Origin of the sequence: Xanthomonas sp. Leaf148 (assembly GCF_001423585.1) — a bacterium.
In the GTDB taxonomy this organism is placed as follows: Bacteria; Pseudomonadota; Gammaproteobacteria; order Xanthomonadales; family Xanthomonadaceae; genus Xanthomonas.
The window spans coordinates 28,052-49,133 of record NZ_LMOP01000009.1 but is presented as its reverse complement, the minus strand read 5'-3'; the positions used below and the strand labels follow the sequence as shown (position 1 = coordinate 49,133).

The window sequence follows — 21,082 nt, the reverse complement described above, 5'->3', positions numbered from 1 at the left end:
GCGGCTTGAGCGGTGAGGGGTGTCCTGGCGCGTTTCCAGCGCATGCCTACGCTGTGCTCAGATGGCGGTCTGTCACCGTGCCCTTACCCCGACACCATGAGCTCTCCCGCAGGCGGGAAAGTGGCTTGAAGCGTATGACGGTCTCTAACGCGGAATGGGGCACCGCAAACACCCCACCTACCCCACCGCGCACTGCTTCAATTGCCGGTCGGCATACCACAGCGCGCGGCGTGCCAGGTCGTAGGCGCTGTCGGCCTGCCGTGGCAACAGCTGCGCAGCCAATACCGGGTCGGCACCATTATTGAGCGCGTGTTCGGCACGCTCCAGGTCGGACAGATGCGTGCGGACCGGCGACAGCAACGATTTACGCTTGGACGCGTCGCAGCGTGCACTACGTTGTTCTAGCGTTGCCAATGCCTCGCGGATGCGGCGGCTGGCTTCGCCCTTGAGGTCGGGCAAGGTTTCGTGTGCGATCGGCGCAGCCTTGTACGCATCGCCTGTGGCTTCGCTGCCCATTTCGGCCTGATTTCCGGCCAATGCAGGATTGAAGCGCACGTCCGGCGGCGGCCGCGCCTTGGCCACCTGCGTCTGCGGCCCGTTGAGCATGTCGTTGAACTTTTTCATGCCGCGATTCATTTCCTGCATCGCCACATCGCCCAGCGTGCCGTCGCTCTTCCAATCCTTGGCAAAGCGCGTGTCCTGGTACTGCACCGGGTTGACCCGCTCCATCACGTTGCGCGCCTTGGCCTGCGCCCGTGCGTCGGTCATGCCCGGCGGCACTGCGTCGCCTTGCGCCATCGGGTCCACCTTGGTCTCGAGCGGCATGCGCAGACGGCCTTCGCGGGTATACAGCTGCGCTGCCATCGATGCATCGGCCGGCGCGTTGGCGGCAGCGACCTGGCGTTGCGGCGGCGGAGTGCGCGTGGGCGGTGGCGCACGACGAGCAGCCGATGCGGAAGCGGCGGTGGCGCGCTGTTGCCGCTTGGGCTGCTCCTGCGGCGGCGGCTCGACCGGCGCCGGCGGCGTCACCTGCGGACGCGGCAGGAAATACACCTGCAGGCTTTCATCCTGCTGCACGGTCAGACGCGGAGCTGGCATGTACAGCAACAGGCACGCAAGAAAAAACAGGATGGCGCCCGTGCATGCGGCTGCAGCAACATGCGGGACAAGCGCTTCCTTCCTGCGGGTAATCACAATGCGGGAGACCGATAAGAGAAGAGACGGGCACCGCACCACCAACCCCGGTCCGGAGCGCGCAAATCTAGCCGGCGCGGCGTTTACGCGCGTTTGAAATTCGTTGTCTGCTCAATAGGGACCAGCCGCCATTCACATTGAGCGCATGCCTGGGCTGAACGTAACGCCTCACCGGCTGGCGTGCGCGATTGCCGCCCAGCGCCACCTTCGATGCACGGGTGGCGGCGCTGGCAGGGCGCTGTGGTCTGCGAGCCGCGCCACGCCAGATTGTTCCTGCCACCCGCGGTGGCGCTGCTGACGCGCCACCGCATCGCGCGCTGCGCCGCCGACCCTGCGCAAGTACCCCAGGCAGCAGCACCGGACACGAGCGTCGGCCCGTCTTGATGGCGCTGGCATGGCAGCCCGCGCGTCTACTGCAGCAGCTACGAAGAGCGCGCGCTGCAGGCGCTGGACGATGCGGTGTGCGCTGCGCCACACGTTGCGCGGAAGCCGCCAGCCGGACGCTGGGTGATCTTCGACAATACCGCCGCCGGCCTGGTCGTGCCCAACGCGCGCAGGCTGCAGGCGCTGTTGGGGATAGAACAGGGGGCGTGGGTCTGAGGCAGTGCCCGCTGCATGCCGGGCGTCACCCGCCACGACGCTTCGGCGTCGTCGCCGGCCGATGCTTGTTGCATGTCGGCACGTCGGACCCAGCCGCACAGACCAGCGCGTCAGGGTGACTACCGCTCAGGTCCTACATGCGCCCGGTCACTGCCACGCAGACCACGGGTGCGGCGGATGGTCCCAGTGTCTCCATTGACGGCGCCCCCGATGCCGGCGCAGTAACGCTGGCCGCTGCCATGCCCTGGCGCGCTTCTTGCAGCGATGGCACCTAACTCAGTGCACCATCGCTGCACTCAAGCTGCCTGGATCCGCGCCGATACGCATGGATTGGCGCTCGTTGCGGCGGTGCGCCGGATCACCTTGCTGAATCCCGTTGTCACCGCGCGAAGTCTGTCGGCGTTCCGGCATCTCACGCAGTCCCGCCCGCCACTTTGGTCGTTTACCATGCCCTACGCCACTGCCCGTTCTGGAGATGCCATGAGTTCTGCCGCGCCCCCGTGTTGCACGTCGCTGCTTGGCCTGTCGCTGAGCATGTTTGTTGCGCCGTGCACGCTGACTGCCGCGCCGCTGGATACTCCGGTCGTCAACGCGCCTGCGTCCACGCCGCCGACGCCCGATGTGGCCTACCCGGAACTGTTCCAGGCGGTGCAGAGCGGCGAGCTGTTCGACGACCAGAAACATTTCGTCGACTTTTTGCCGCTGCGCGACCCGGCCCTGATCAACGCCGACTATCTGGCGCAGCACGATCACCCGGGCTTTGATCTGCGCAAGTTCGTGGATGCCAATTTCGAAGAGTCGCCGCCGGTGCAGACCGACGCCATCCGCCAGGACACCGCGCTGCGCGAGCACATCGATCTGTTGTGGCCGAAGCTGGTGCGCAGCCAGAACCACGTGCCGCCGCACAGCAGCCTGCTGGCGCTGCCGCACCCGTACGTGGTGCCGGGCGGCCGCTTCCGCGAGGTGTACTACTGGGATTCCTACTTCACCATGCTGGGCCTGGTGAAGAGCGGCGAGACCACGCTCAGCCGCCAGATGCTGGACAACTTCGCCTACCTGATCGACACCTACGGGCATATCCCCAACGGTAACCGCACCTATTATCTCAGCCGCTCCCAGCCGCCGTTTTTCTCCTACATGGTGGAACTGCAGGCCGGCGTGGAAGGCGAGGCGGTCTATCAGCGGTACTTGCCGCAGCTGCAAAAGGAATACGCGTACTGGATGCAGGGCAGCGACGGGCTCAAGCCTGGCGAAGCCGCGCGTCATGCGGTGCGCCTGGCCGACGGCAGCGTGCTCAACCGCTATTGGGACGAGCGCGACACGCCGCGCCCGGAAGCCTGGCTGCACGACACCCGCACCGCCGCCGAAGTGAAAGACCGCCCGGCCGCCGAGGTCTACCGTGACCTGCGTGCCGGCGCCGAAAGTGGCTGGGATTACACCAGCCGCTGGCTGGCCGATGGACAAAACCTGCGCACCATCCGCACCACCGCCATTATCCCGATCGATCTCAACAGCCTGCTGTATCACCTGGAGCGCACCCTGGCCCAGGCCTGCGCGCAGCCGGGCGCCGAGTGCACGCTGGATTACGCCGCACTGGCGCAGCAGCGCAAGCAGGCCATCGACGCGCATCTGTGGAATGCGGCCGGCTACTACGCCGACTACGACTGGCAGACGCGCACGCTGAGCGACCAGGTCACTGCCGCCGCGCTGTACCCGCTGTTTGCCGGCCTGGCGTCGGACACGCATGCCAAGCGCACCGCCACCGTGGTGCGCGCGCGTCTGCTGCGCCCCGGCGGCCTGGCCACTACCGCGGTGAAGACCGGACAGCAATGGGATGAGCCCAATGGCTGGGCGCCGCTGCAATGGGTGGCGGTGGACGGCCTGCGTCGCTACGGCGAAGACGCGCTGGCGCGCACCATCGGCGAACGTTTCCTCACCCAGGTGCAGGCGCTGTTCGCACGCGAGCACAAGCTGGTCGAAAAATACGGCCTGGACGCTGCTGCGGCTGGCGGCGGTGGCGGCGAATACGCACTGCAGGACGGCTTCGGCTGGACCAATGGCGTGACTTTGATGCTGTTGAATCTGTATCCGGGTACCGACAGCAAAGCCACGCCTGCAAAACGCGTGCGCAAGCCGGAAACGGCGACACGCTGAGTGTGCCGTCGTCATGCCGGGTAATGCTCGGCATGACGGCGCTATCGGGTTGTGGATCGCAAGCAGGCCAGCAGATGCTTGTCACAACCAGCCTGCACGCGCGCCTACTCTTCGCCTTGATGCGGCAACATCGCTTGAAACAGCGATTGCACGCGGCATCAGTCCGCATACCCAGGCGCTAACCAGCAATCAGACGCAGGCTTGCCGGAGCGCCGACACCTTGCAGCGGCTGTTGTCGGCATGCGTCCGGCGCGGGCCGCAGTAGCGCCACGCATCTTTCACGGGGTGCTGTTCAACGCAACATCTGCGCCCGGCAGCCAGCGGTGCAACTGCGTGCACAGAGCGACTGCATCAACGAGGCGACACCAGAGCGGGGCGAGACACCAGCGCCAAGCATTGAATTAAATCTAATTGAATTGAATTGAATTGAATTGCACTGCACTGCACTGCACTGCACTCAGATCATCCCGCGTGGCCGACGATCACCGCCGCCATCGATGCAGATCATTCCACCCGCACGCGCAGATCCCGATTGGTCATCGCTGTATTGCCGCTGTAATCGCGTGCGGTAATGCGCAGCGTGTAGTCGCCCGGTGCCAACGCACCGGCCTGCCACTGCCCGTTGCCGAGACGGCCATCGCGCACCGTGTTGCTGACCAGATAGCGGAACCGCGTCACCGCGCTGCCATGCACGGTGATGCCGCTGTCGGGCGCATAAGCGGTGAGTACCGCAGCCGGATCGGCGGGCATGCGGTCGAACACGATCGTCATGCGCGGCGCGGCCTCGCCCGGCAGTGCCACGCCCTGCGCATCCAGCACTTGATAGCCCAGTGCGTACAGCCCCAGCCGGCGCCGCGGCAGATTGCGATCCACCTGATCCCAAGCCTCCACCACGATCTGCACCGCCGCCGCGCGCGGCACCTGCACCACGCCGTTGGTCACCGGTAATGGCTGACCCGCAGCATCGAGCAGGCTCACCTTGTCGATGCGCGGCGCCACATGATCTGCGTAGCCCACAAACCCCAGCTGCACCGCATTGCGCTCGAAGCCGTTGGCGCCCACGGTCAGATGCACATGCGCCATGCCATTGAGCGTACCCAGCGCATCGCCGGCGCAAAATCGCGTGCCGCGCAGTACGCGCATGCGTTCGGGCTTGCCGTCCACATCGCTCACCAACTGGAGACGTTGCGAGTCCAGCGGCTTGCCTTGCGCGGTGCGGCCCACGCGCAGATGGATGTAGCCGATTGTGTCCAGCACCATGCCTTCGCCCAGTTGCTCAAGCCCCCAACTGGCATTGGGGCTGGACACCTTGGCATCGGCAATCGCGAAGACCGTCTGACCGACATCGCCGCGGATATCCAGGCCCGCATGCAGATGATCGCGGCTGAGTCCCTGGTAGTTGCCGCGCACTTCGCCGAGCGTGCCGACCACCTCGTGCCAGCCGGCCTGCGGTTGCAACGGCCAGCGGCCTTGGGTGATGGGCAAGGGCTGCGCGTCGGCCGGCCCGACCACGGGCGTGTCGTCAACGTTCGTCGCCGTTGCCGGCACCAGCCGATGCACGCGTGCGCTTCCCGCATCGCTGACATACACCGCGCCCTGCGCATCCACCACAATCCCCGCCGGGCGCGACAGGCGTTGCATCACATTCTCGCCGCTCATCGTCACCACATGCCCGGCGCGCGTCACCTGCAACACGCGACCGCTTGCATCGCCCACGTACAGCACGCCGTCGTGGGTGATGGCGAGTGTCATCGGTCGATACAACAGCGGGCTGAGGTCGGCAGGATCGCCGCCGACCAAGGTACTGACGCTGCCATCGGCGTCGATACGGCGGATCGCATCGTTGCGCATGTCCGCCACCCACACCACACCGTGGGCATCCACCTTGAGATCGGTCGGGGTATCGAAGCGCGCTTGGTCGCCGACGCCATCGGCCATGCCGGGCAAGGCGCCACCGGCTAGCGTGCGCACCTGACCGCCAGGCTCAATGACGCGAATGCGGTCGTTGTAGGTATCGGCGACATACACGCGCCCCTGCGCATCCACCGCCACGCCGATCGGCCCATTGAAGCGCGCCTGCGCCGCCGCACCATCGCGAAATCCTGCACTGCCGTCGCCAGCGAGGGTGGTCACCACGCCTTGCGGCGTGCGCTTGCGGATCGCGTGATTGCCGGTATCGGCGATGTACAGATTGCCGGCCGTGTCGAAGGCGATCCCCGAGGGCGTATTGAACGCTGCGGCCGTGCCGATGCCATCGGCAAAACCTTCCCGCCCGCCAGCAAGGGTCTGCACGCTGCCGTTGGCGAGCACGGTGCGGACACGGTTGTTGTCGCCACCGTCGGCGATGTACAGCGTGCCGTGCGCATCGATCGCAAGACCATAGGGGTCGGCAAACTGCGCGTCGGCCGCGCGGCCATCCTGCGCGCCACGCACTCCGTTGCCGGACACCCACTGCAGCCGTGCCGACCAACCCAACGGCGTCGCAGCCGGACCCTGTACTTGCGGCACTGCCGTTGGCGCCGGCATCCACCACCAGCTCGCCAGCACTGCGGTCGTGGTTGCTACCAGCACTGCACAGATCCACAGCTTGCGTCGTGTTGCCATGCCAGTCGCGTGCGTGAGAGGAACCGCACTTTAAACGCGTTCGGCAACGTGGAGCGCAGCGCCACGCGTGCGCCGAGGCAGCGCACTCAACGCTGCGTCGACCTGCGGCAACCGCAAGCAGCAGGCGTGCGCACGCAGAAGCCGCCGACACGCAGGCCGCGTATCATGCGCACTCTTTCACGTACTAGGGATGGACCCATGGCCGTACGCACGCTCAACGAATTTCTCGCCCACTCCAAGGAAAAGGACATCAGCCCCGATCCGTTCGAGCTGGAAAACCCGCATCTGCTGGAAGTGCGCCTGGATGGCATGGTGTGGTCCAAGGCCGGCGCCATGGTTGCGCGCACTGGCAACGTCAAGTTCACCCGCGAGGGTTTGCTGGAACAGGGGCTGGGCAACCTGCTGAAAAAAGCGGTCAGCGGCGAAGGCATGCAGCTGATGAAGGCCGAAGGCCAGGGCCGCGTGTATCTGGCCGACCTCGGCAAGCTGGTCACGCTGCTGCGTTTGAATGGCGAGGCGATCTTCGTCAACGGCAACGATGTGCTGGCGTTCGAATCCGGCGTCGAGCACAAGATCACGATGATGCGCAAAGTGGCCGGCATGCTCTCCGGCGGCCTGTTCAACGTGCGCCTGAGCGGCCACGGCATCGTGGCGATCACCTCCCACTACGAGCCACTGACCCTGCCGGTAACTGCCGCCAGCGGCCCGGTGTTTACCGACCCCAACGCCACGGTGGCGTGGTCCGGCACATTGACCCCGGAGCTGGTGACCGATGTGTCGATCGGCACGCTGTTCGGTCGCGGCTCGGGCGAAAGCCTGCAGATGCGCTTCGCCGGCGAAGGCTGGGTGGTGGTGCAGCCGTACGAAGAAGCCAGTTTCCAGGCCAAGGGCTGATCGTATGGTGCCCAGCCGCGCGGTTGCGTGGCTGGCACTTCATGCGCATGCGCAGTGCGTTGGTGGCGCATGTGTTGTAGAAGCGCAGTTGGACGCGATGTGGGTCTATCGCCACTGCCCTCGCGCCCGGGTGCGCTCCTACGAGGTAGTGGTGTGCATCACACCCAGCCGCGCTTGCGGAACCATGCCAGCGGAATCACCACGCTCAGTGCGATGACGCCCAGCGCCCAGAAATACGCGTCGTGCCCCTTGAGCTCGGGCATGTAGGCGAAGTTCATACCCCAGATGCCGACCAGCACGGTAGGCGGAATGCCAACCACCGACGCCACCGCCATCACCTTCATCACGTTGTTCTGATCCATGTTGATCATGCCCAGCACGCTGTCGAGCAGGAATTCGATGCGGTCGTCCATGTGCTGCTGAAATTCGCTCAAGGTGGTCAGGTCCTTGTGCAGCATTCCGATGCGCTTGGCCGCATCGGCGGCGAACCAGTCCGGCGCGGCGCCGTCCAGATAAGTAATCAAACGCAGCATGCCCTGCCCGGCGTTGTGCAGCCCGCCCAGCTGGCGGCCCATGCCACCCACCTGGTGCAGCATGCGTTCCAGATCCTTGGTGGTGTGCGGGTTGTCGAACACCTGCCGCGTGGTCTCGGTGACCTGGGCTTCGAGCGCTTCCAGGCGGTCTGCCAGGCGCCCGACCAATTGATCGAACATGCGCAGCAGCAAGTCGTCGGAACTGTGGCAGGGCTCGTGCTCCAACCGCGCGACCAACGCGTCCAGCGAGCCGATGCGCTGCTCGCGCTGGGTCACCAGCATGCTCGGCGACAGCGCAAACCCTAGCGGTGCGGTCGGGCCATCGTCGTCCTGGAAACGCGGCACATTGAGAAACAGCACATCGCCCTGGCGGCGCACCCGGCTGCTGAATTCGATCTCGCCGATAGCCGCACGGTCGGGCAGCGCAAACCCTACCTGCTTGGCGGCGTCGGCCAACTCTTGCGGACTGGGCTGGCACAGGTCGACCCAGTAACCTTGTGCGTGGTGGGTTCCGGCAATCGGGTGGGTCGTGATCATGCGGCAGGCCGTGGCAGTGGATGGCGGCGAGCATCCGGCCCCGCCTCATCGGCGTCAACGCCAACGCACCGGCACGCTCAGCTGACAGTGGCCTTCATCGCGGCGACGTGCAGCCACTCAAGCAATGGAATCGCATTGCGAAGCCTGCTTTGCGGCACAGATCGAGCGAGCCAACCAGATTCGCTGCCTGCGCGCGGTGCACGGCCTGTTGCATGTGCCGTAGGCGTGCTTCGATGCGAGCGCCGAAACCTTCGGCGTCAGTGGCATTGCCATGCGCCGCCGCTGCACTACGCTGCCGGCCCACAGGTTCACCGACTGTCATCCAGCATTACAGCGTGTGGCTGTCATGCAATCACCAGCAGCCGGTCATACGCCGGCCATCCGGTACGACCATGCCGAGCCAGATGACATTGGTGCGGCATCTCGCACAAACAGCGATCCCCATTCCAGTGCGACCGTCTGCTCACGGTGGCATACATACTCCCGTCCGCTTCCTTGACTGCGCGCACGGACCGGGCGTGGCAATTGCTGATCTCCTGCGCAGCCGTCACCCAGGAGACTTTCATGCAAACTCGCACCCATCTATTGCTCGCACTCGCATTGCTGGCTCCCGTGACCGCGCTGGCCGTGCAGGTCGATCCGCAGGGCCGACTTGTCGATGCGCAAGGCCAGACGCTGCAGATTCGCGGGGTGACCTGGCCCGGTTTTGACCGCACTGCGCTGGCAGCTGCCGGTTTGCGCGACAGCACGCTGGCCCAGGTACTGGATCAGATGCAGGCCGCCGACATCAACGCCGTGCGCCTGCCAATCTGCGCGGCGGCGCTACAGCCCACGCCAGTGGCGGCTGCAGACGTTGCCGGCGACCCGGCATTGCGCGGTTTGACTGCATCGCAGCTGCTCGATGCGGTGGTGCGCGCCGCATCCCAGCGCGGCATGCAGGTGATGTTTGCGTTTGCCGATGGCCGCTGCGATGACAGTGCACCGCAGCTGGGCACGCAACAGCAGGCATGGATGCGCGGCCTGACCAGGCTGGCACGTGACTACCGCGACACCGCGGGTGTTATCGGCATCGATCTTGGCAGTAGCGGGTATCGCAATGCCAACTGGGCCGGAAACGCCGCAGAGGCGGACTGGAATCGTGTTGCAGCGCGCGCAGCAACCGCCGTGCTGGCGCAGGCGCCGCGCTGGGTGGTGGGCGTGGAAGGTGTCGGCAGCAATGCACTGTGCAGCGATTCCGCACGCAAGGCCGCTGGCAGCAATCTGCAGCCGCTGGCCTGCGCGCCGCTGCGCATCGCATCGCGACACCTGGTGTTGATGCCCAAGCTGGCCGGCCCGGATCGCGATGCGGCCACTGCGTTTGCCGCACCGGATTTTGCACAGGCGTTGCCTGCCACGTGGCAGCGCGACTTCGGGCAATTTGCGCGCAACCACGCCGTGGTTCCGGTCAGCATCGGCGGGGGTCTGGGCGATGGCGATCCACGCGACCCGGCATGGCAAACCGCGCTCAGCGCCTATCTTGCCAACAGCGGATTGCGCAGTGCGTTTCTCGGCAGCTGGGAGGTGGGCAATGCCAACAATGGCGGCCTGCTGGCGCGAGATGGCAGTCCGCGTGCAGACAAGCTGCAGGTGTTGCATCAGGCCTGGGGCATCGCACCTGCAGCGTCGGTAACTGCATCGGCACCGCGTGCTGGCGCAAAGAATGTCAGCAAGGCCACGACGTGGGACAGCACCTTCACCGGCACCGCGACGTATACCGGTTCCGGCTACTCCGGCGGTGCGCTGCTGCTGGATCCGATCCCGAGCACCGCGTTCATCACCGCACTCAACCCGACGCAGCTGAACTTCGGCGGCGTCAAAGCAGCGATGGCCGGCGCCTATCTGGAAGTGACCGGTCCCAAGGGCAAGACCACCGTATATGTCACCGACCTGTATCCGGAAGGCGCTTCCGGTGGTCTGGACCTGTCGCACAACGCCTTTGCAGCGATCGGCAACATGGTGGACGGGCGCATTCCGATCAGCTGGAAGATGGTGCGCGCCCCGGTCACCGGCAATGTGCAGTACCGCATCAAAGAAGGCAGCTCACGCTGGTGGGCGGCGATCCAGGTACGCAACCACGCCTACCCGGTGGTCAAGTTCGAAGTGAAACAGGGCAGCACCTGGAAGAGCCTGCAGAAGATGGATTACAACCATTTCCTCGGCGAACAACTGGGTAATCAGCAGCTGTCCATCCGCATCACCGATATCCGCGGCAAGGCGATCCTCGACACGATTCCCGCGCTCTACGAAGACGGCAGTCACCCGGCATATTTCAAGCCTGGCAGTGTGCAGTTTCCGTGAGTGGGGAGTCCGGAGTTGGGACATGTAGTGACGTAATGGGTGGCTGACGTGCTGCGCGCTTAATGGTCGCGTGCAAATGCGTGACTCACCATAGCTCCGCAGCACAACCTACATGCGGCGAAGCGATCGAAGCCCCTCTCCAGCCGAGGCGAGGGGCCCCTGCTTGCGCCGCTGGCTCGCAAACGTGGGAGCGCCCGCGCCACACGCGGGCCGGGGCCCCACGCGGGAGTGCAGTGAGAGGCAGGACGAAGCATCTGCACTTTCGCCGGTGGCCGAAGTCGTCCCTGCTCACTTCGTAAAGGCGCCTTCCACGCAAAACCTCTTGATTTGGCGACATCACAGCAAGCGCCGCATCAAGAGCTCAATTAGCCCGGCAGAGCACCACTGACCCGCTTCAACCTGCCATCGGCATGCCTACGCAGCTTGCCATCACGCCCTCACCCACCAGCAAGGCCACCGCCAACACGACCGGGTAGCGCGTTGCTGTCATCCTCTTCGAGATTGCCAACCTCCTCGCGCAATCCGCCTTGTTGCGGCGGCTGCTCTTCGACCGGGATCTCGTCCCCGTTCGTATCCGGATCGGGGGTGCCATGGGCCGGCATGTCTGCCGTAAAAGCGCTCATCGGGCGAGCAGTGCGTGGGTTGAGGTGCATGAATGGCTCCGTGTGATTCGAGTGATGCATCGACGCTAGGCCGCGCGGTGCTACCGGGTTGTGATCCAGACGGCGGTGACCGTAACGCCGTGTTGACGTCGCTCAGCAACGAGGCGCGGCGGCCACGCACAGCGCAGGCAGCAATGCGTTCGCCTCTCGTCTCTGTGGATACTGCGGTAACCGGCAGCAAGCAGCGCTCAGGCGCAGACGCACCAAATGCCACCGTCTGCGTCGCAACGATCCAGCGCACTGCCCTGCCGACCATCGCTATCATGCGTGCTCATCTTCGAGGCCATGCCATGCGCTGTCGCATCTTGCTCGCATTCCTGCTGACCTGTGGTGTCGCGCATGCCGCCACGCCGGTGTCGCGCCTGGACGCAGTGCTGCACGCCGGCGTAGTGCGGGTGTGCACCACCGGCGACTATCGCCCCTATACTTTGTTGCGCGACGACGGCAGCTTCGAAGGCAGCGATATCGCGCTGGCGCACTCGCTGGCCGATAGCCTCGGCGTACAGGCCAAGTTTGTGCGCACCAGCTGGCCGCAACTGCTACCGGACCTGCTGGCCGACCGATGCGACATTGCGGTTGGCGGCATTTCGGTGACCTTGCAACGGCAGCGCCAGGCCAGCTTCAGCACGGTGCTGGATGTGGACGGCAAGATCCCGCTGGTGCGCTGCGCCGACCAGGCGCGCTATCGCAGCGTTGCGCAACTCAATCGCCCCGAGGTGCGCGTGATCGAACCGCCGGGCGGCACCAACGAAGCCTTTGCACGGCGCGAATTGCCGCGCGCGCAGCTGCGCCTGTTTGCCGACAACACCACCATCTTCCAGGAGCTGCTGGACCAGCGCGCAGACGTCATGATCACCGACGCGTCCGAAGCACTGTACCAGCAAGCCCGGCTGCCCGGCCTGTGTGCCATCGCTCCCGAGCAACCGCTGCAATACAGCGAAAAAGCCTTCCTGCTTCCGCGCGACGACACGGCATGGAAAGCCTACGTCGACCAGTGGCTGCATCTGAGCAAGGCCAGCGGCGAGTATGTTCGTCTTGTTGAGCCCTGGCGGAGGCCTTGAATCGGGAATCGGGAATCGGGAATCGCAAGTGCAAGAGCAAGTGCTTTAGCTCACTGCGACACGAGCGCAGCCGCGCCGTTGCGATTCCCCATTCCCCATTCCCCATTCCCCATTCCCGCGGCGCACCGCGCCGCCCTCAGACGATCTTGGTGCGGCGCCACCAGCGCGATACCTGTTCTTCGCGGATCAAGGTAAACAGGCCAGCCCCTAGAATCAGCGCGATGCCCACGCCCATCGGCCAGTCCAGATGGTCGTGGAACAGAAAGTAGCCGAATGCGATCGCCCACAACATCTGGCTGTATTGCGTGGGCGCCACCACGCTGACCGGTGCCAGACGCGTGGCGTACATCATGCAAATGGCAGCCAGCCCCGCGAGCAGGCCGTAGCCGGCCAGCAGGCCCCACTGATACAGCGACGGCCATACGAAGCTCGGCAGCATCAGGATGCCGCCCATCACCAGCGGGCCGATCACGCCGGCCCCATACAGCGTCAAGCGTTTTTCGCTATGCCCGGCCATGCGCAGGGTGATCACCGAGATCGCACCGACCAAGCCGCACACGATGGCCGCGACATGTCCGTGAGTGAGATGCCGAAAGCCGGGACGCAGCACGATCAGCACGCCGATGAAGCCGATGATCACCGCCGTCCAACGCCGCCAGCGCACTTCTTCCTTGAGAAACACCACCGATAGCACGGTGACGAAGATCGGCATCAGGAAGATCAGCGCGAATGCCTCGGCCATCGGCAAAGTGGTGAAGGCGATCACCGAGGTGAGATTGCCGATGGCACCAGTGAGCGCACGCAGCAGCCACAATGCCGGCTGCTTGGCCATGACCAGTTCGCGCAGCTGGTCATCGGGCTTCTTCAGGAAGGGCACCGCCAACAGCATCAGCAAGGCGCCGAGGAACAGTACCTCGTAGACCGGCAGCGTTCCTTCGAGCAGTTTTACGAAGGCATCGCTGATCGAATAAGCCGCATAACACGCAAAACCGAGCAGCACACCTTTGAGCATCACGCGCCTCTTGAATTCGATGACACCCCTCGCGGAAGGAGCGCGGGGAACGGACGCATTATGCAGTGCGACTGCAGCCTGCTGGCCGGAGGATCCCGCGACCGGCTCACAACGCCTCCAAGCTCGATCCTGCCAACACCCCTGGCTCATGCGTCGCACCGCACCTCGCGGCCAGACAGACAGCGGTCTGCTGGCAAGACCACGTTCCACAGATCCTGGGCGGAGTTCGCGCCAGGGCTGCGCAGGCGCGAGGTCCTTGCGCGCGACGGCCGTCATCGCAAGCCGGAGCCGTCATCGCTGGGCCAAGCCGGGCGCATGTGTCGCCCGCGCCCCGGTCAGCGCCGGCAACCGTGGGGCTGCATCGCGCATGCTTCATCGCGTTTTTAACTCGTGGCGCCGTCGGTTACGATGCCTTGCGCCTATCCTCTCTTCATTCGACACGCCGCCATCGGCGGCAAGCGACAACATAGCGACCACGTGACCCACTATTCCGGACCGTTGCTCACCCTTCCCGATGCCCAGGCGCTGCTGGCAGCACGCAGCGCCGGTCTCGCCACGTGGACCGGGTCGCTGGATCTGGGCCGCAGCAGCGATAGCGTGCAGCTCGATGCACAGACTTGGCAGTGGCGCGGCATGGGCTTCCCCTATCCGGGCAAGCTCAAAGACCGCACGGTGTATTTCTGGGGAGGCGATGATTTCGCGCCGATCTCGCGCTTTGGCAGTGCGCTGATCAAACTGGTGCCCACCGAATGGGGGGCGCCCACCTTCGAGATCGATGGCATCAAGATGCTGCCGTCTGCGCAGATCTCGCCGTTCGAGGATGCGCGCCGCAAGGTGGCGCTGGTGAACCCGCGCGGCAAGATCGTGCTGGACACCTGCGGCGGCCTTGGGTATTTCGCGGCCTGCGCGCTGGAAGACGGCGTGGCGCAGTTGCTTTCCTTCGAAAAGAACGCCGACGTGCTGTGGTTACGCACGCTCAACCCCTGGTCGCCGAATCCGGAGGCGGCCGATGCCGGCGGGCGCCTGCACCTCACGCATGCCGACGTGTCGCAGCAGATCGCCATGCTGGCGGACGATTCGGTCGACGCCATCCTGCACGACCCGCCGCGTTTCGGTATTGCCGGCGAGCTGTATTCGCAGGTGTTCTACGATCACCTGGCGCGCGTGATGCGCCGTGGCGGGCGGCTGTTTCATTACACCGGCGCACCCAACAAACTCACCAGCGGGCGCGATGTGCCCAATGAAGTGGCCAAGCGACTGACCAAGGCCGGCTTCGCCGCCCAACTCGCGCTGGATGGCGTGCTCGCCACCCTGCCTGTGCGGCGCTAGTCTCCTCGCCCGGCATTGCCGCCGGGCGGATCTGCGATACTGCACCGCCCTCAACACGGACGTTGCATGCGCACTCACCTCGGTACTTTCTCTTTGGCCGCGTTGTTGATGGCGCTGTGCGCGCCGGCCTGTGCGCAGACTGCGCCGGCACAGCCCATGTCGGAGGTCACCACGCGGTATCCGGTGACCACGGCAACGTTGGCGGGGCGACTGATCCGGCTGGGCGAGCGCGATGGCAAATGCGCCGTGTTGCGCGACGACGCGGTGCTGCCACTAGGCGTGCACGCCCCGTGCTACTTCAGCATCAACCGTGAGCACGGCGCGCAGGTCCATCACTTCAATGGCAGCGACATCGTGCTGGTGCAGCATGCGCGCCCGACCGCGCGCGCAGATTGGGACGTCGCACGCGATGGGCCTATCTGCGCATTCGAGTCGCAAGCAGTGCGGGAGGTCGATGGGGTGCTGGAGCCGGGCATCGTTGCCAACTCGTGGCATTGCGATCCCACCGCTGGTGCCGACCAGAAGCAATTTGTCTACAGCTACGACATCTGGCCCAAACGCGACGCGCAACCACCTGCGCGCAGGCAACGCACGCCCTAAGGGCGGCGACATGCACGTGTGCGCTGCGGCAACGCACCTGCCGCGTTCGCGTGCCGCATTGGTTGCCACCGCCAACAGATGCATGCATCCCTGCAACACATCACTGCAACCGACACGTCACGCGCAGGCGCGTGCTGGCGGGACGATCACCGCGCTCGCCGGCGTTGACGGCGGTGCGACTTCCAGCCCGCGTAAGCGAACCAGACGATAAGTGCCAACAGCGTGCCGGTCAGCGCGGCATCCCAGCCGATGGATATCCAGAACCGCTGCGGATCGCTGTCGGCATAAAAGATCCTGGTCGGGCGACCGCGGAGGACGCTGACATAGCGCTGCTTGAAGACCGCATCCAGCAGCAGCCAAAGCCGTCCAACACAAGCGCTCGCCACCGCCAGCACCACTGCGCGCACCAGCCATGTCTGGATGGTCGAGTCCGCACGCGTGGGCGCCGGTGGCGAGACAGTGCGACGCTTTTTCACCCTGATTCCAGAGATGTGCGGGGTGCGCAGTGTACGTGGGGCAGCGCAAGCGACGCGTCCGTTGACGGTTGTCTGTGCGTGTTGGCAGCGATACGCGCCGCCACTGACCTGTCGTTACAACGCGCTTGCACAAGGTGTGCCGCTATACTGATGGCGCAGCGCACGCGACCGCGTGCATGGAACGCACCACGCTGCATTCGTCTCAAGGAAGATGGCCTGCAACACCGCGATGCCGATGTCCGGACGCTTCCTTGAGTTACTGCGGGTTTGCCACTGCATGGCAACCGCGTTGTATCAAGGATCTCCCTTTGAAGACGTTCACCACCCTTTTGCTTGTCTCTCTCGGCCTGCTGCTTTCGGCGTGCGGCGGCGGCGCCACGTCCGGCGCATCCAAGCTCTCTTCCAGCGATTACCTGCTGCACAACGTGTCGGTCTGGAACGGCGCCGTGACCATCATCGACCCGTGGGTGTCGGGCGATCGCGGGCAGAGCCTGATCACCGATGCCGTCGCGCACAAGCCGCTGGACAGCTACAAGACCGCACTGGGCAGCCAGCGCAAGGCATTGGCTGCCAATGCGCAGGCCAATACCGCCATGGCCTCGGGCGTGCCGGACAACGCCAAGGACCTGGACACCAAACTGTCGGCGTATCTCAAGAGCGCCGACGCGATGATGGCCGCGCTGGAGCGCGTCGCCGCGTTGCCCAATGGCTACACCAACGCCGAACTGGAGCCGTTGGCCAAGGATCTGGAAGCGGTCTCCACTCAGCTCAACATCGATATGGAAGCCTTGAATACCGCACAGCGCGCGTATTCCACCGAGCACAAGATTCCGCTGCGCGAATCCCGCTAAGAGTGGCTGACAAAACCTAGCGAGCAGTCGTCAGGCGGGTGGGGACGGCGCGGAGGAACCGGAGTGTACGAGTCGTACATGCCGCACCGAGCACCGGCCGCACCCGCCTGGCGGTGAGCACAGTCGGTTTGTTGGCTGATCCAAGAACACCTGCGGCCATCGGTTGCCGCGCAGGTCAGCACGGCCTGCGCAGTTGACCGATGGCCGCGTTAGCGATCAGTGGCGCAAACCGAACATCAGCGTGCGATGGGTCGCACCACCGGCCATGGCGCCGCTGGCAACAGCAAATGCCACCGATGCCGCCGGGCTGGCGATGTCGCCGCAGCCAAACACTCCCGGCACGGTGGTGGCTTGCATCGCGTCCACGGCAAGATGGCTGCCCAATGGCCCGTCGCTGGTACCGCATCCGAGCTGTGCCACCAACGGACTGATCTCGGTCTGCGGGGTGATGAACACCCCGTCCAGCGCAAAGGTCTGTCCGTCTCGCAGTACCAATTCAAGCGTGTCGCCCTCGCCTTGCAGCGCCGTCACCGCGCCGTTCACCAACTGCACGCCGCGCGCCTGAAGTTGCGCGTGTTGGGCCTGATCCAGCACGAGCGTGTCGTTCAAAAACAACTGGGTTGCGCCCCAATCCGGCAACATGCTGGCCTGGTGCGCGGCAAACGCCGTTGTCGCCACGACGCCGATGCGTCCCTGCTGCAGCTCGTAGCCATGACAGTACGGGCACACAAACGCCTGCCGGCCCCACCGTTCTGCCAGGCCTGCAAGCGCAGGCAAACGGTCGACCATGCCCATCGCCAGAATCAGCCGCCGCCCGCTGTGAACGCTGCCGTCGGCAAGCGTGACTTCGAATGCATCCGCCTGGCCACGCAGCTGCGCCACCGTTCCATCGGCCCATCGCACGCTGGGATAGGCGAGCACCTGGGTTCGCGCCTCATCGGCGATCTGCGCAGGCGATGCCCCATCGCGGCCCAGAAAGCCGTGCGAGGTGGCGGCAAACCGGTTGCGTCGCTGGCCACTGTCCACCAGCAGGACGGTGCGCCGCGCGCGCGCCAATTGCAGTGCGGCCGACAGCCCCGCGTAACTACCTCCAATGATGATGACCTCATGCTGCATAGCGTATCTCCGCTGCATCTCTTTATGTACTTTTAGATGTTACATGAAAAGACAAGCGACTCACTACCGCATACACCGATGCGCGACACACTGCTGCCGTGCTTCAGTGCTTCAGTGCTGCTGCGTGCGCTTGCGCTTACCGGTGGCCTTACCGGCAGGTGGCGCGCCAGCGCTGCACAGGCTGTCGAACTCGCTGGCCAGTGCGGCCAGGGTCACGCTGCCCAGGCGCTGCAGCAGCAATGCCTCGGCTTCGGCCAGTGCATCGGCAATCGCTGCGTTGACCACGCGCTCCACCGCGCACTGCGGGTTGGGATGATCGGCGCCGATCGCGAACAGATGCGGGCCGCCGACTGCGCGATGCACATCCAGCAGCGTCACCTGGGCCAGATCGCAGGCGATCTGCCACCCCCCGTTGTGTCCCTTGCTCGATTGCACGTAACCGGCGCTGCGCAACCCGGCCATGGTCCGGCGCACCACTACCGCATTGGTCGCCAGCATGCTGGCGATCTGCTCGGAGGTCATCGGTTGCGCGCTTCTGGCCATGTGCAACAGCACATGCAACATGCGGGAAAGGCGGCTATCGGTTCGCACGCGGTCTTCGGCTTCGCTCGATCGGTTCAGAGGGACGGCATGCCGTCGTCACGCCTGGATTGTGCCGTAGCGTTACCTAATTGTCGCAGCGCAGATTCAAACGGTGCGCCGCAGGCTCAGCACACCGCCCATTGATCGCGCCCGGCAGTCTTGGCGGCATACAGCGCCAGATCGGCCTGGCTCAACAGCACGTCCAGTCCTGCCGCCGGGGTCACGCTCACCGCGCCCAGGCAGAACCGCACCGGCTGTTCTGCGGGCAAGCCAGGGATCTCGATCGCAGCCACCGCATTGCGCAAGCGCGCGAACACCGCCGGAATTTCGTCCGCGCCGCAGCCCGGCAGCACCAGCAGGAATTCTTCGCCGCCCAGCCGGCCCAGGCGATCCTGGGCGCGCAACGCCAGCAGCGAGGCACTGGCCAACGCGGTGAGCACCGCATCGCCGCTGGCATGGCCGTGCACATCGTTGATCAGCTTGAAGTGATCCAGGTCGATCAGCGCCAGCATGCAGGGCGTGTGGGTGCGCAGGGCATGGTCGATCTGTTGCTGCGCCTCGGCGCGGATGGCGCGTCGGTTCGGCAGGCCGGTGAGCTCATCGCGCATGGCCAGCCGCGAGAGTTGTCGGCGATGGCGTGCGACAAACGCCAGCACGATCAACGCACCCACCAGCAGCAGGCACGCAGCGCACAGCGCGATCCACAAGGCGCGCTGACCGGCTTCGCGCGCCTGCAATGCCAGCTGCGCGGTTTCGCTGCGTCGGCGCAACTCGGCATTTTCCGCCTCGCGCCGCGCGTCTTCATAGCGGGCCTGCAGCCGCAGCATCACCGTGTCGCGCTGGCGGTCAAGGTTCTGCGCGCGCAGCGCGTTGGCGCGCTGCAGCTCCTGGTAGGCCTCCGCATAACGCCCTTCCACCGCCAGCGCCTGAGCGATGGCATCGACCAACTCCGCACGCCCGCTCAAGGTTAGGTTCGGGTCGTCGGCCGCTTTGGCCGCGATGATCGCGCTGCCCAGGCTGGACGACTGCAGCGCGGTCAAGGCCTGTAACAGGATGGCGTGGCAGGCAGCCACCCGGCCGATATTGCCCTGCGCCTGCATCAACGGCAGCGCCTCGCGCGCCATCGCCAGCGCCGCTGCGGCATCGCCGGTCTTGATCAAGGCTTCGCTGGCGCTGGTCAGCGCTGCCGCCACGCCGGCCTGATCGCCCAGCTCGCGGCTGAGCGCCAGCGCGCGCCGGAAGTGCAGCAATGCGGCGGCGGGTTGCTGCACTGCCAGCGTGGCACCGTATTCGTATTCGATCAGGCTGCGCTGAAAGCGCGCCGGTTGGTCGTGCAGGCGCGCCAGGGCGCGCTGCAGGTAATCCTGCGCATCGTTATCGTCGGCCACGCGGCCTGCGACGCGGCTGGCCAACGACCCCAGCTGGGTCAGGCCATCCAGCTCAACGCTGAGCAGGTGTTCGCGCACGGCGCATTGGTAGCTGGTCTGCGCGGCGCTCCAGGCCTCGTCGCTGCTGCCGGAGGCCAGCATGCTCCACATGTCGACCGCTTCGATTTCGCACAACAGATCGCTGCGCCGCAGTGCGCGCGCCTGCTGACGTAAGCCGTTCAGCCGCGCCACCATGCTGCGATTGGGGTTTTCGCGCACGTCGCTGAGCGCCTGCACGATGTCCAGCCACAACTGCGCCTGCGCCACATTGCCATGCAATTGGTCCAACAGTCCGTGGGCCTCGGTGAGCGCGGCCAGGCGCGCCTCGCTGTTTTCCAGCGAGATCAACACGCGCGACTGCGCCAACAGCGCCCAGAACTGCGCATCGCGGTCGCCATCGACGCGGGCCTGTTGCAGCGCACGCTGGGACATCTGCAACGCCCGCATCGGGTCGTCGAGCGTGGCCAATTCGATGGCTTTCCACGGTTGCGGCTGTGCCCAGGCCACAACGCCGAACGACAACAACAAGCACGCAGCGAGCAGGCGGCGCCAGACCATCGCAGGCATGCTCATCGGCGTATCACGGGGAGGGTGGACCACACTGCATGCGCACGCTCTCCACGGCACTGCACCTGACCTGGCCGGGGCTAGCTGTTTGCTGCGGCATCTGAAGGCACTCCCGTGGTCGGACAGCGGTGGAATCGCGTGAGCTGCGCGGCAATGCGCGCGCTCGATGTCGTACGGCTGCAAGGGTGACCGGCGGACACGGCAGACGCCGTGATCGCTTTTGATGGTCGAGCCCGTTATCGGCCGGGATGCGCAAGTCTTGAATCAGCTGGATGACGCAGTTGGGCGCGCGCGGTGGCCGGCAGGCCGAGCGGGCAGGCGTTCGGCGCCCGGGATGCAACGGCGTTGCGAGTGGGCGCGCTGTTGGTTTGCGACGCGCAGTCCCAGGTGGCCGTTCTGCCAGCGCTGCGTGCCTGCAAGCGCTGCGTGGGCCGCAGTGGATGCGGGACGAGCGCTTGGGATCGATGCAGGCTTGCTGCCGCACGCGATGCCGATGCCATACCCGGCGCCACGATCAGGCGGCCACGGTCTGGCGACGATGGCCAC

General features: G+C 65.5%; 16 protein-coding genes, 1 other RNA gene and 1 pseudogene. 8 read left to right on the top strand and 10 right to left on the bottom strand.

Going from position 1 to position 21,082, the window contains the following annotated elements; genetic code table 11:
• Positions 1 to 177 precede the first annotated feature (177 nt).
• Positions 178 to 1,194, bottom strand: a complete 1,017-nt coding sequence (locus ASF90_RS12575) for a hypothetical protein (RefSeq protein WP_055850495.1) — start codon at positions 1,192 to 1,194, stop codon at positions 178 to 180.
• Positions 1,195 to 1,416: 222 nt separating this feature from the next.
• Here ASF90_RS12575 and ASF90_RS24260 point away from each other — a divergent pair.
• A pseudogene (locus ASF90_RS24260) lies at positions 1,417 to 1,794 on the top strand (DUF72 domain-containing protein); the annotation flags it as partial.
• A 480-nt stretch (positions 1,795 to 2,274) separates the two neighbouring features.
• Complete coding sequence (treA, locus tag ASF90_RS12570; RefSeq protein ID WP_055850491.1) at positions 2,275 to 3,948, top strand: alpha,alpha-trehalase TreA; 1,674 nt, start codon at positions 2,275 to 2,277, stop codon at positions 3,946 to 3,948.
• A 504-nt stretch (positions 3,949 to 4,452) separates the two neighbouring features.
• Here the strand turns inward: treA and ASF90_RS12565 are convergent.
• Positions 4,453 to 6,552, bottom strand: coding sequence for an NHL repeat-containing protein (locus ASF90_RS12565; RefSeq protein ID WP_055850488.1), 2,100 nt, complete (start codon positions 6,550 to 6,552; stop codon positions 4,453 to 4,455).
• 198 nt (positions 6,553 to 6,750) lie between these two features.
• Here ASF90_RS12565 and ASF90_RS12560 point away from each other — a divergent pair, with 198 nt between their 5' ends.
• On the top strand, positions 6,751 to 7,446 hold the full coding sequence (locus tag ASF90_RS12560) for an AIM24 family protein (RefSeq protein WP_055850485.1): 696 nt from the start codon (positions 6,751 to 6,753) through the stop codon (positions 7,444 to 7,446).
• A gap of 158 nt (positions 7,447 to 7,604) precedes the next feature.
• Here the strand turns inward: ASF90_RS12560 and ASF90_RS12555 are convergent, their stop codons facing one another.
• Complete coding sequence (locus ASF90_RS12555; RefSeq protein WP_055850483.1) at positions 7,605 to 8,516, bottom strand: CorA family divalent cation transporter; 912 nt, start codon at positions 8,514 to 8,516, stop codon at positions 7,605 to 7,607.
• 564 nt (positions 8,517 to 9,080) lie between these two features.
• On the opposite strand from ASF90_RS12555, the gene ASF90_RS12550 reads away from it, so the two are divergent.
• The gene (locus tag ASF90_RS12550) at positions 9,081 to 10,853 is read left to right on the top strand and encodes an expansin EXLX1 family cellulose-binding protein (RefSeq protein ID WP_055851380.1); all 1,773 of its coding nucleotides are present in this window, start codon (positions 9,081 to 9,083) and stop codon (positions 10,851 to 10,853) included.
• 437 nt (positions 10,854 to 11,290) lie between these two features.
• On the opposite strand, the gene ASF90_RS12545 is transcribed toward ASF90_RS12550, so the two are convergent.
• Entirely contained in the window at positions 11,291 to 11,506 is a 216-nt protein-coding gene (locus ASF90_RS12545; RefSeq protein ID WP_055850480.1) for a hypothetical protein, read from the bottom strand.
• A gap of 299 nt (positions 11,507 to 11,805) precedes the next feature.
• Between ASF90_RS12545 and ASF90_RS12540 the strand changes: the two genes are divergently transcribed.
• Positions 11,806 to 12,576 (top strand): transporter substrate-binding domain-containing protein, encoded by a 771-nt coding sequence (locus ASF90_RS12540; protein WP_055850477.1) that lies wholly within the window; start codon positions 11,806 to 11,808, stop codon positions 12,574 to 12,576.
• A 136-nt stretch (positions 12,577 to 12,712) separates the two neighbouring features.
• On the opposite strand, the gene ASF90_RS12535 is transcribed toward ASF90_RS12540, so the two are convergent.
• Complete coding sequence (locus ASF90_RS12535; RefSeq protein WP_055850474.1) at positions 12,713 to 13,588, bottom strand: DMT family transporter; 876 nt, start codon at positions 13,586 to 13,588, stop codon at positions 12,713 to 12,715.
• 477 nt (positions 13,589 to 14,065) lie between these two features.
• On the opposite strand from ASF90_RS12535, the gene ASF90_RS12530 reads away from it, so the two are divergent.
• The gene (locus ASF90_RS12530; RefSeq protein ID WP_055851376.1) at positions 14,066 to 14,917 is read left to right on the top strand and encodes an MnmC family methyltransferase; all 852 of its coding nucleotides are present in this window, start codon (positions 14,066 to 14,068) and stop codon (positions 14,915 to 14,917) included.
• A 66-nt stretch (positions 14,918 to 14,983) separates the two neighbouring features.
• On the top strand, positions 14,984 to 15,517 hold the full coding sequence (locus ASF90_RS12525; RefSeq protein ID WP_055850472.1) for a hypothetical protein: 534 nt from the start codon (positions 14,984 to 14,986) through the stop codon (positions 15,515 to 15,517).
• A 146-nt stretch (positions 15,518 to 15,663) separates the two neighbouring features.
• Here the strand turns inward: ASF90_RS12525 and ASF90_RS22295 are convergent, their stop codons facing one another.
• On the bottom strand, positions 15,664 to 15,993 hold the full coding sequence (locus ASF90_RS22295; protein WP_115559676.1) for a hypothetical protein: 330 nt from the start codon (positions 15,991 to 15,993) through the stop codon (positions 15,664 to 15,666).
• Positions 15,994 to 16,301: 308 nt separating this feature from the next.
• Here ASF90_RS22295 and ASF90_RS12515 point away from each other — a divergent pair, with 308 nt between their 5' ends.
• Entirely contained in the window at positions 16,302 to 16,844 is a 543-nt protein-coding gene (locus tag ASF90_RS12515) for a hypothetical protein (RefSeq protein WP_055850469.1), read from the top strand.
• 4 nt (positions 16,845 to 16,848) lie between these two features.
• On the opposite strand, the gene ASF90_RS22290 is transcribed toward ASF90_RS12515, so the two are convergent.
• The 4 genes from ASF90_RS22290 to ASF90_RS12500 form a co-directional block, all read right to left on the bottom strand.
• Positions 16,849 to 16,924: non-coding RNA, sX9 sRNA (locus ASF90_RS22290), on the bottom strand.
• A gap of 136 nt (positions 16,925 to 17,060) precedes the next feature.
• The gene (locus ASF90_RS12510) at positions 17,061 to 17,960 is read right to left on the bottom strand and encodes an NAD(P)/FAD-dependent oxidoreductase (protein ID WP_055850466.1); all 900 of its coding nucleotides are present in this window, start codon (positions 17,958 to 17,960) and stop codon (positions 17,061 to 17,063) included.
• 111 nt (positions 17,961 to 18,071) lie between these two features.
• Complete coding sequence (locus tag ASF90_RS12505; protein WP_055850463.1) at positions 18,072 to 18,551, bottom strand: Rrf2 family transcriptional regulator; 480 nt, start codon at positions 18,549 to 18,551, stop codon at positions 18,072 to 18,074.
• A gap of 116 nt (positions 18,552 to 18,667) precedes the next feature.
• Positions 18,668 to 20,542 carry a GGDEF domain-containing protein gene (locus ASF90_RS12500; protein ID WP_055850461.1) on the bottom strand — a complete coding sequence of 625 codons (1,875 nt, stop codon included), beginning with the start codon at positions 20,540 to 20,542 and terminating at the stop codon, positions 18,668 to 18,670.
• Positions 20,543 to 21,082 lie beyond the last annotated feature (540 nt).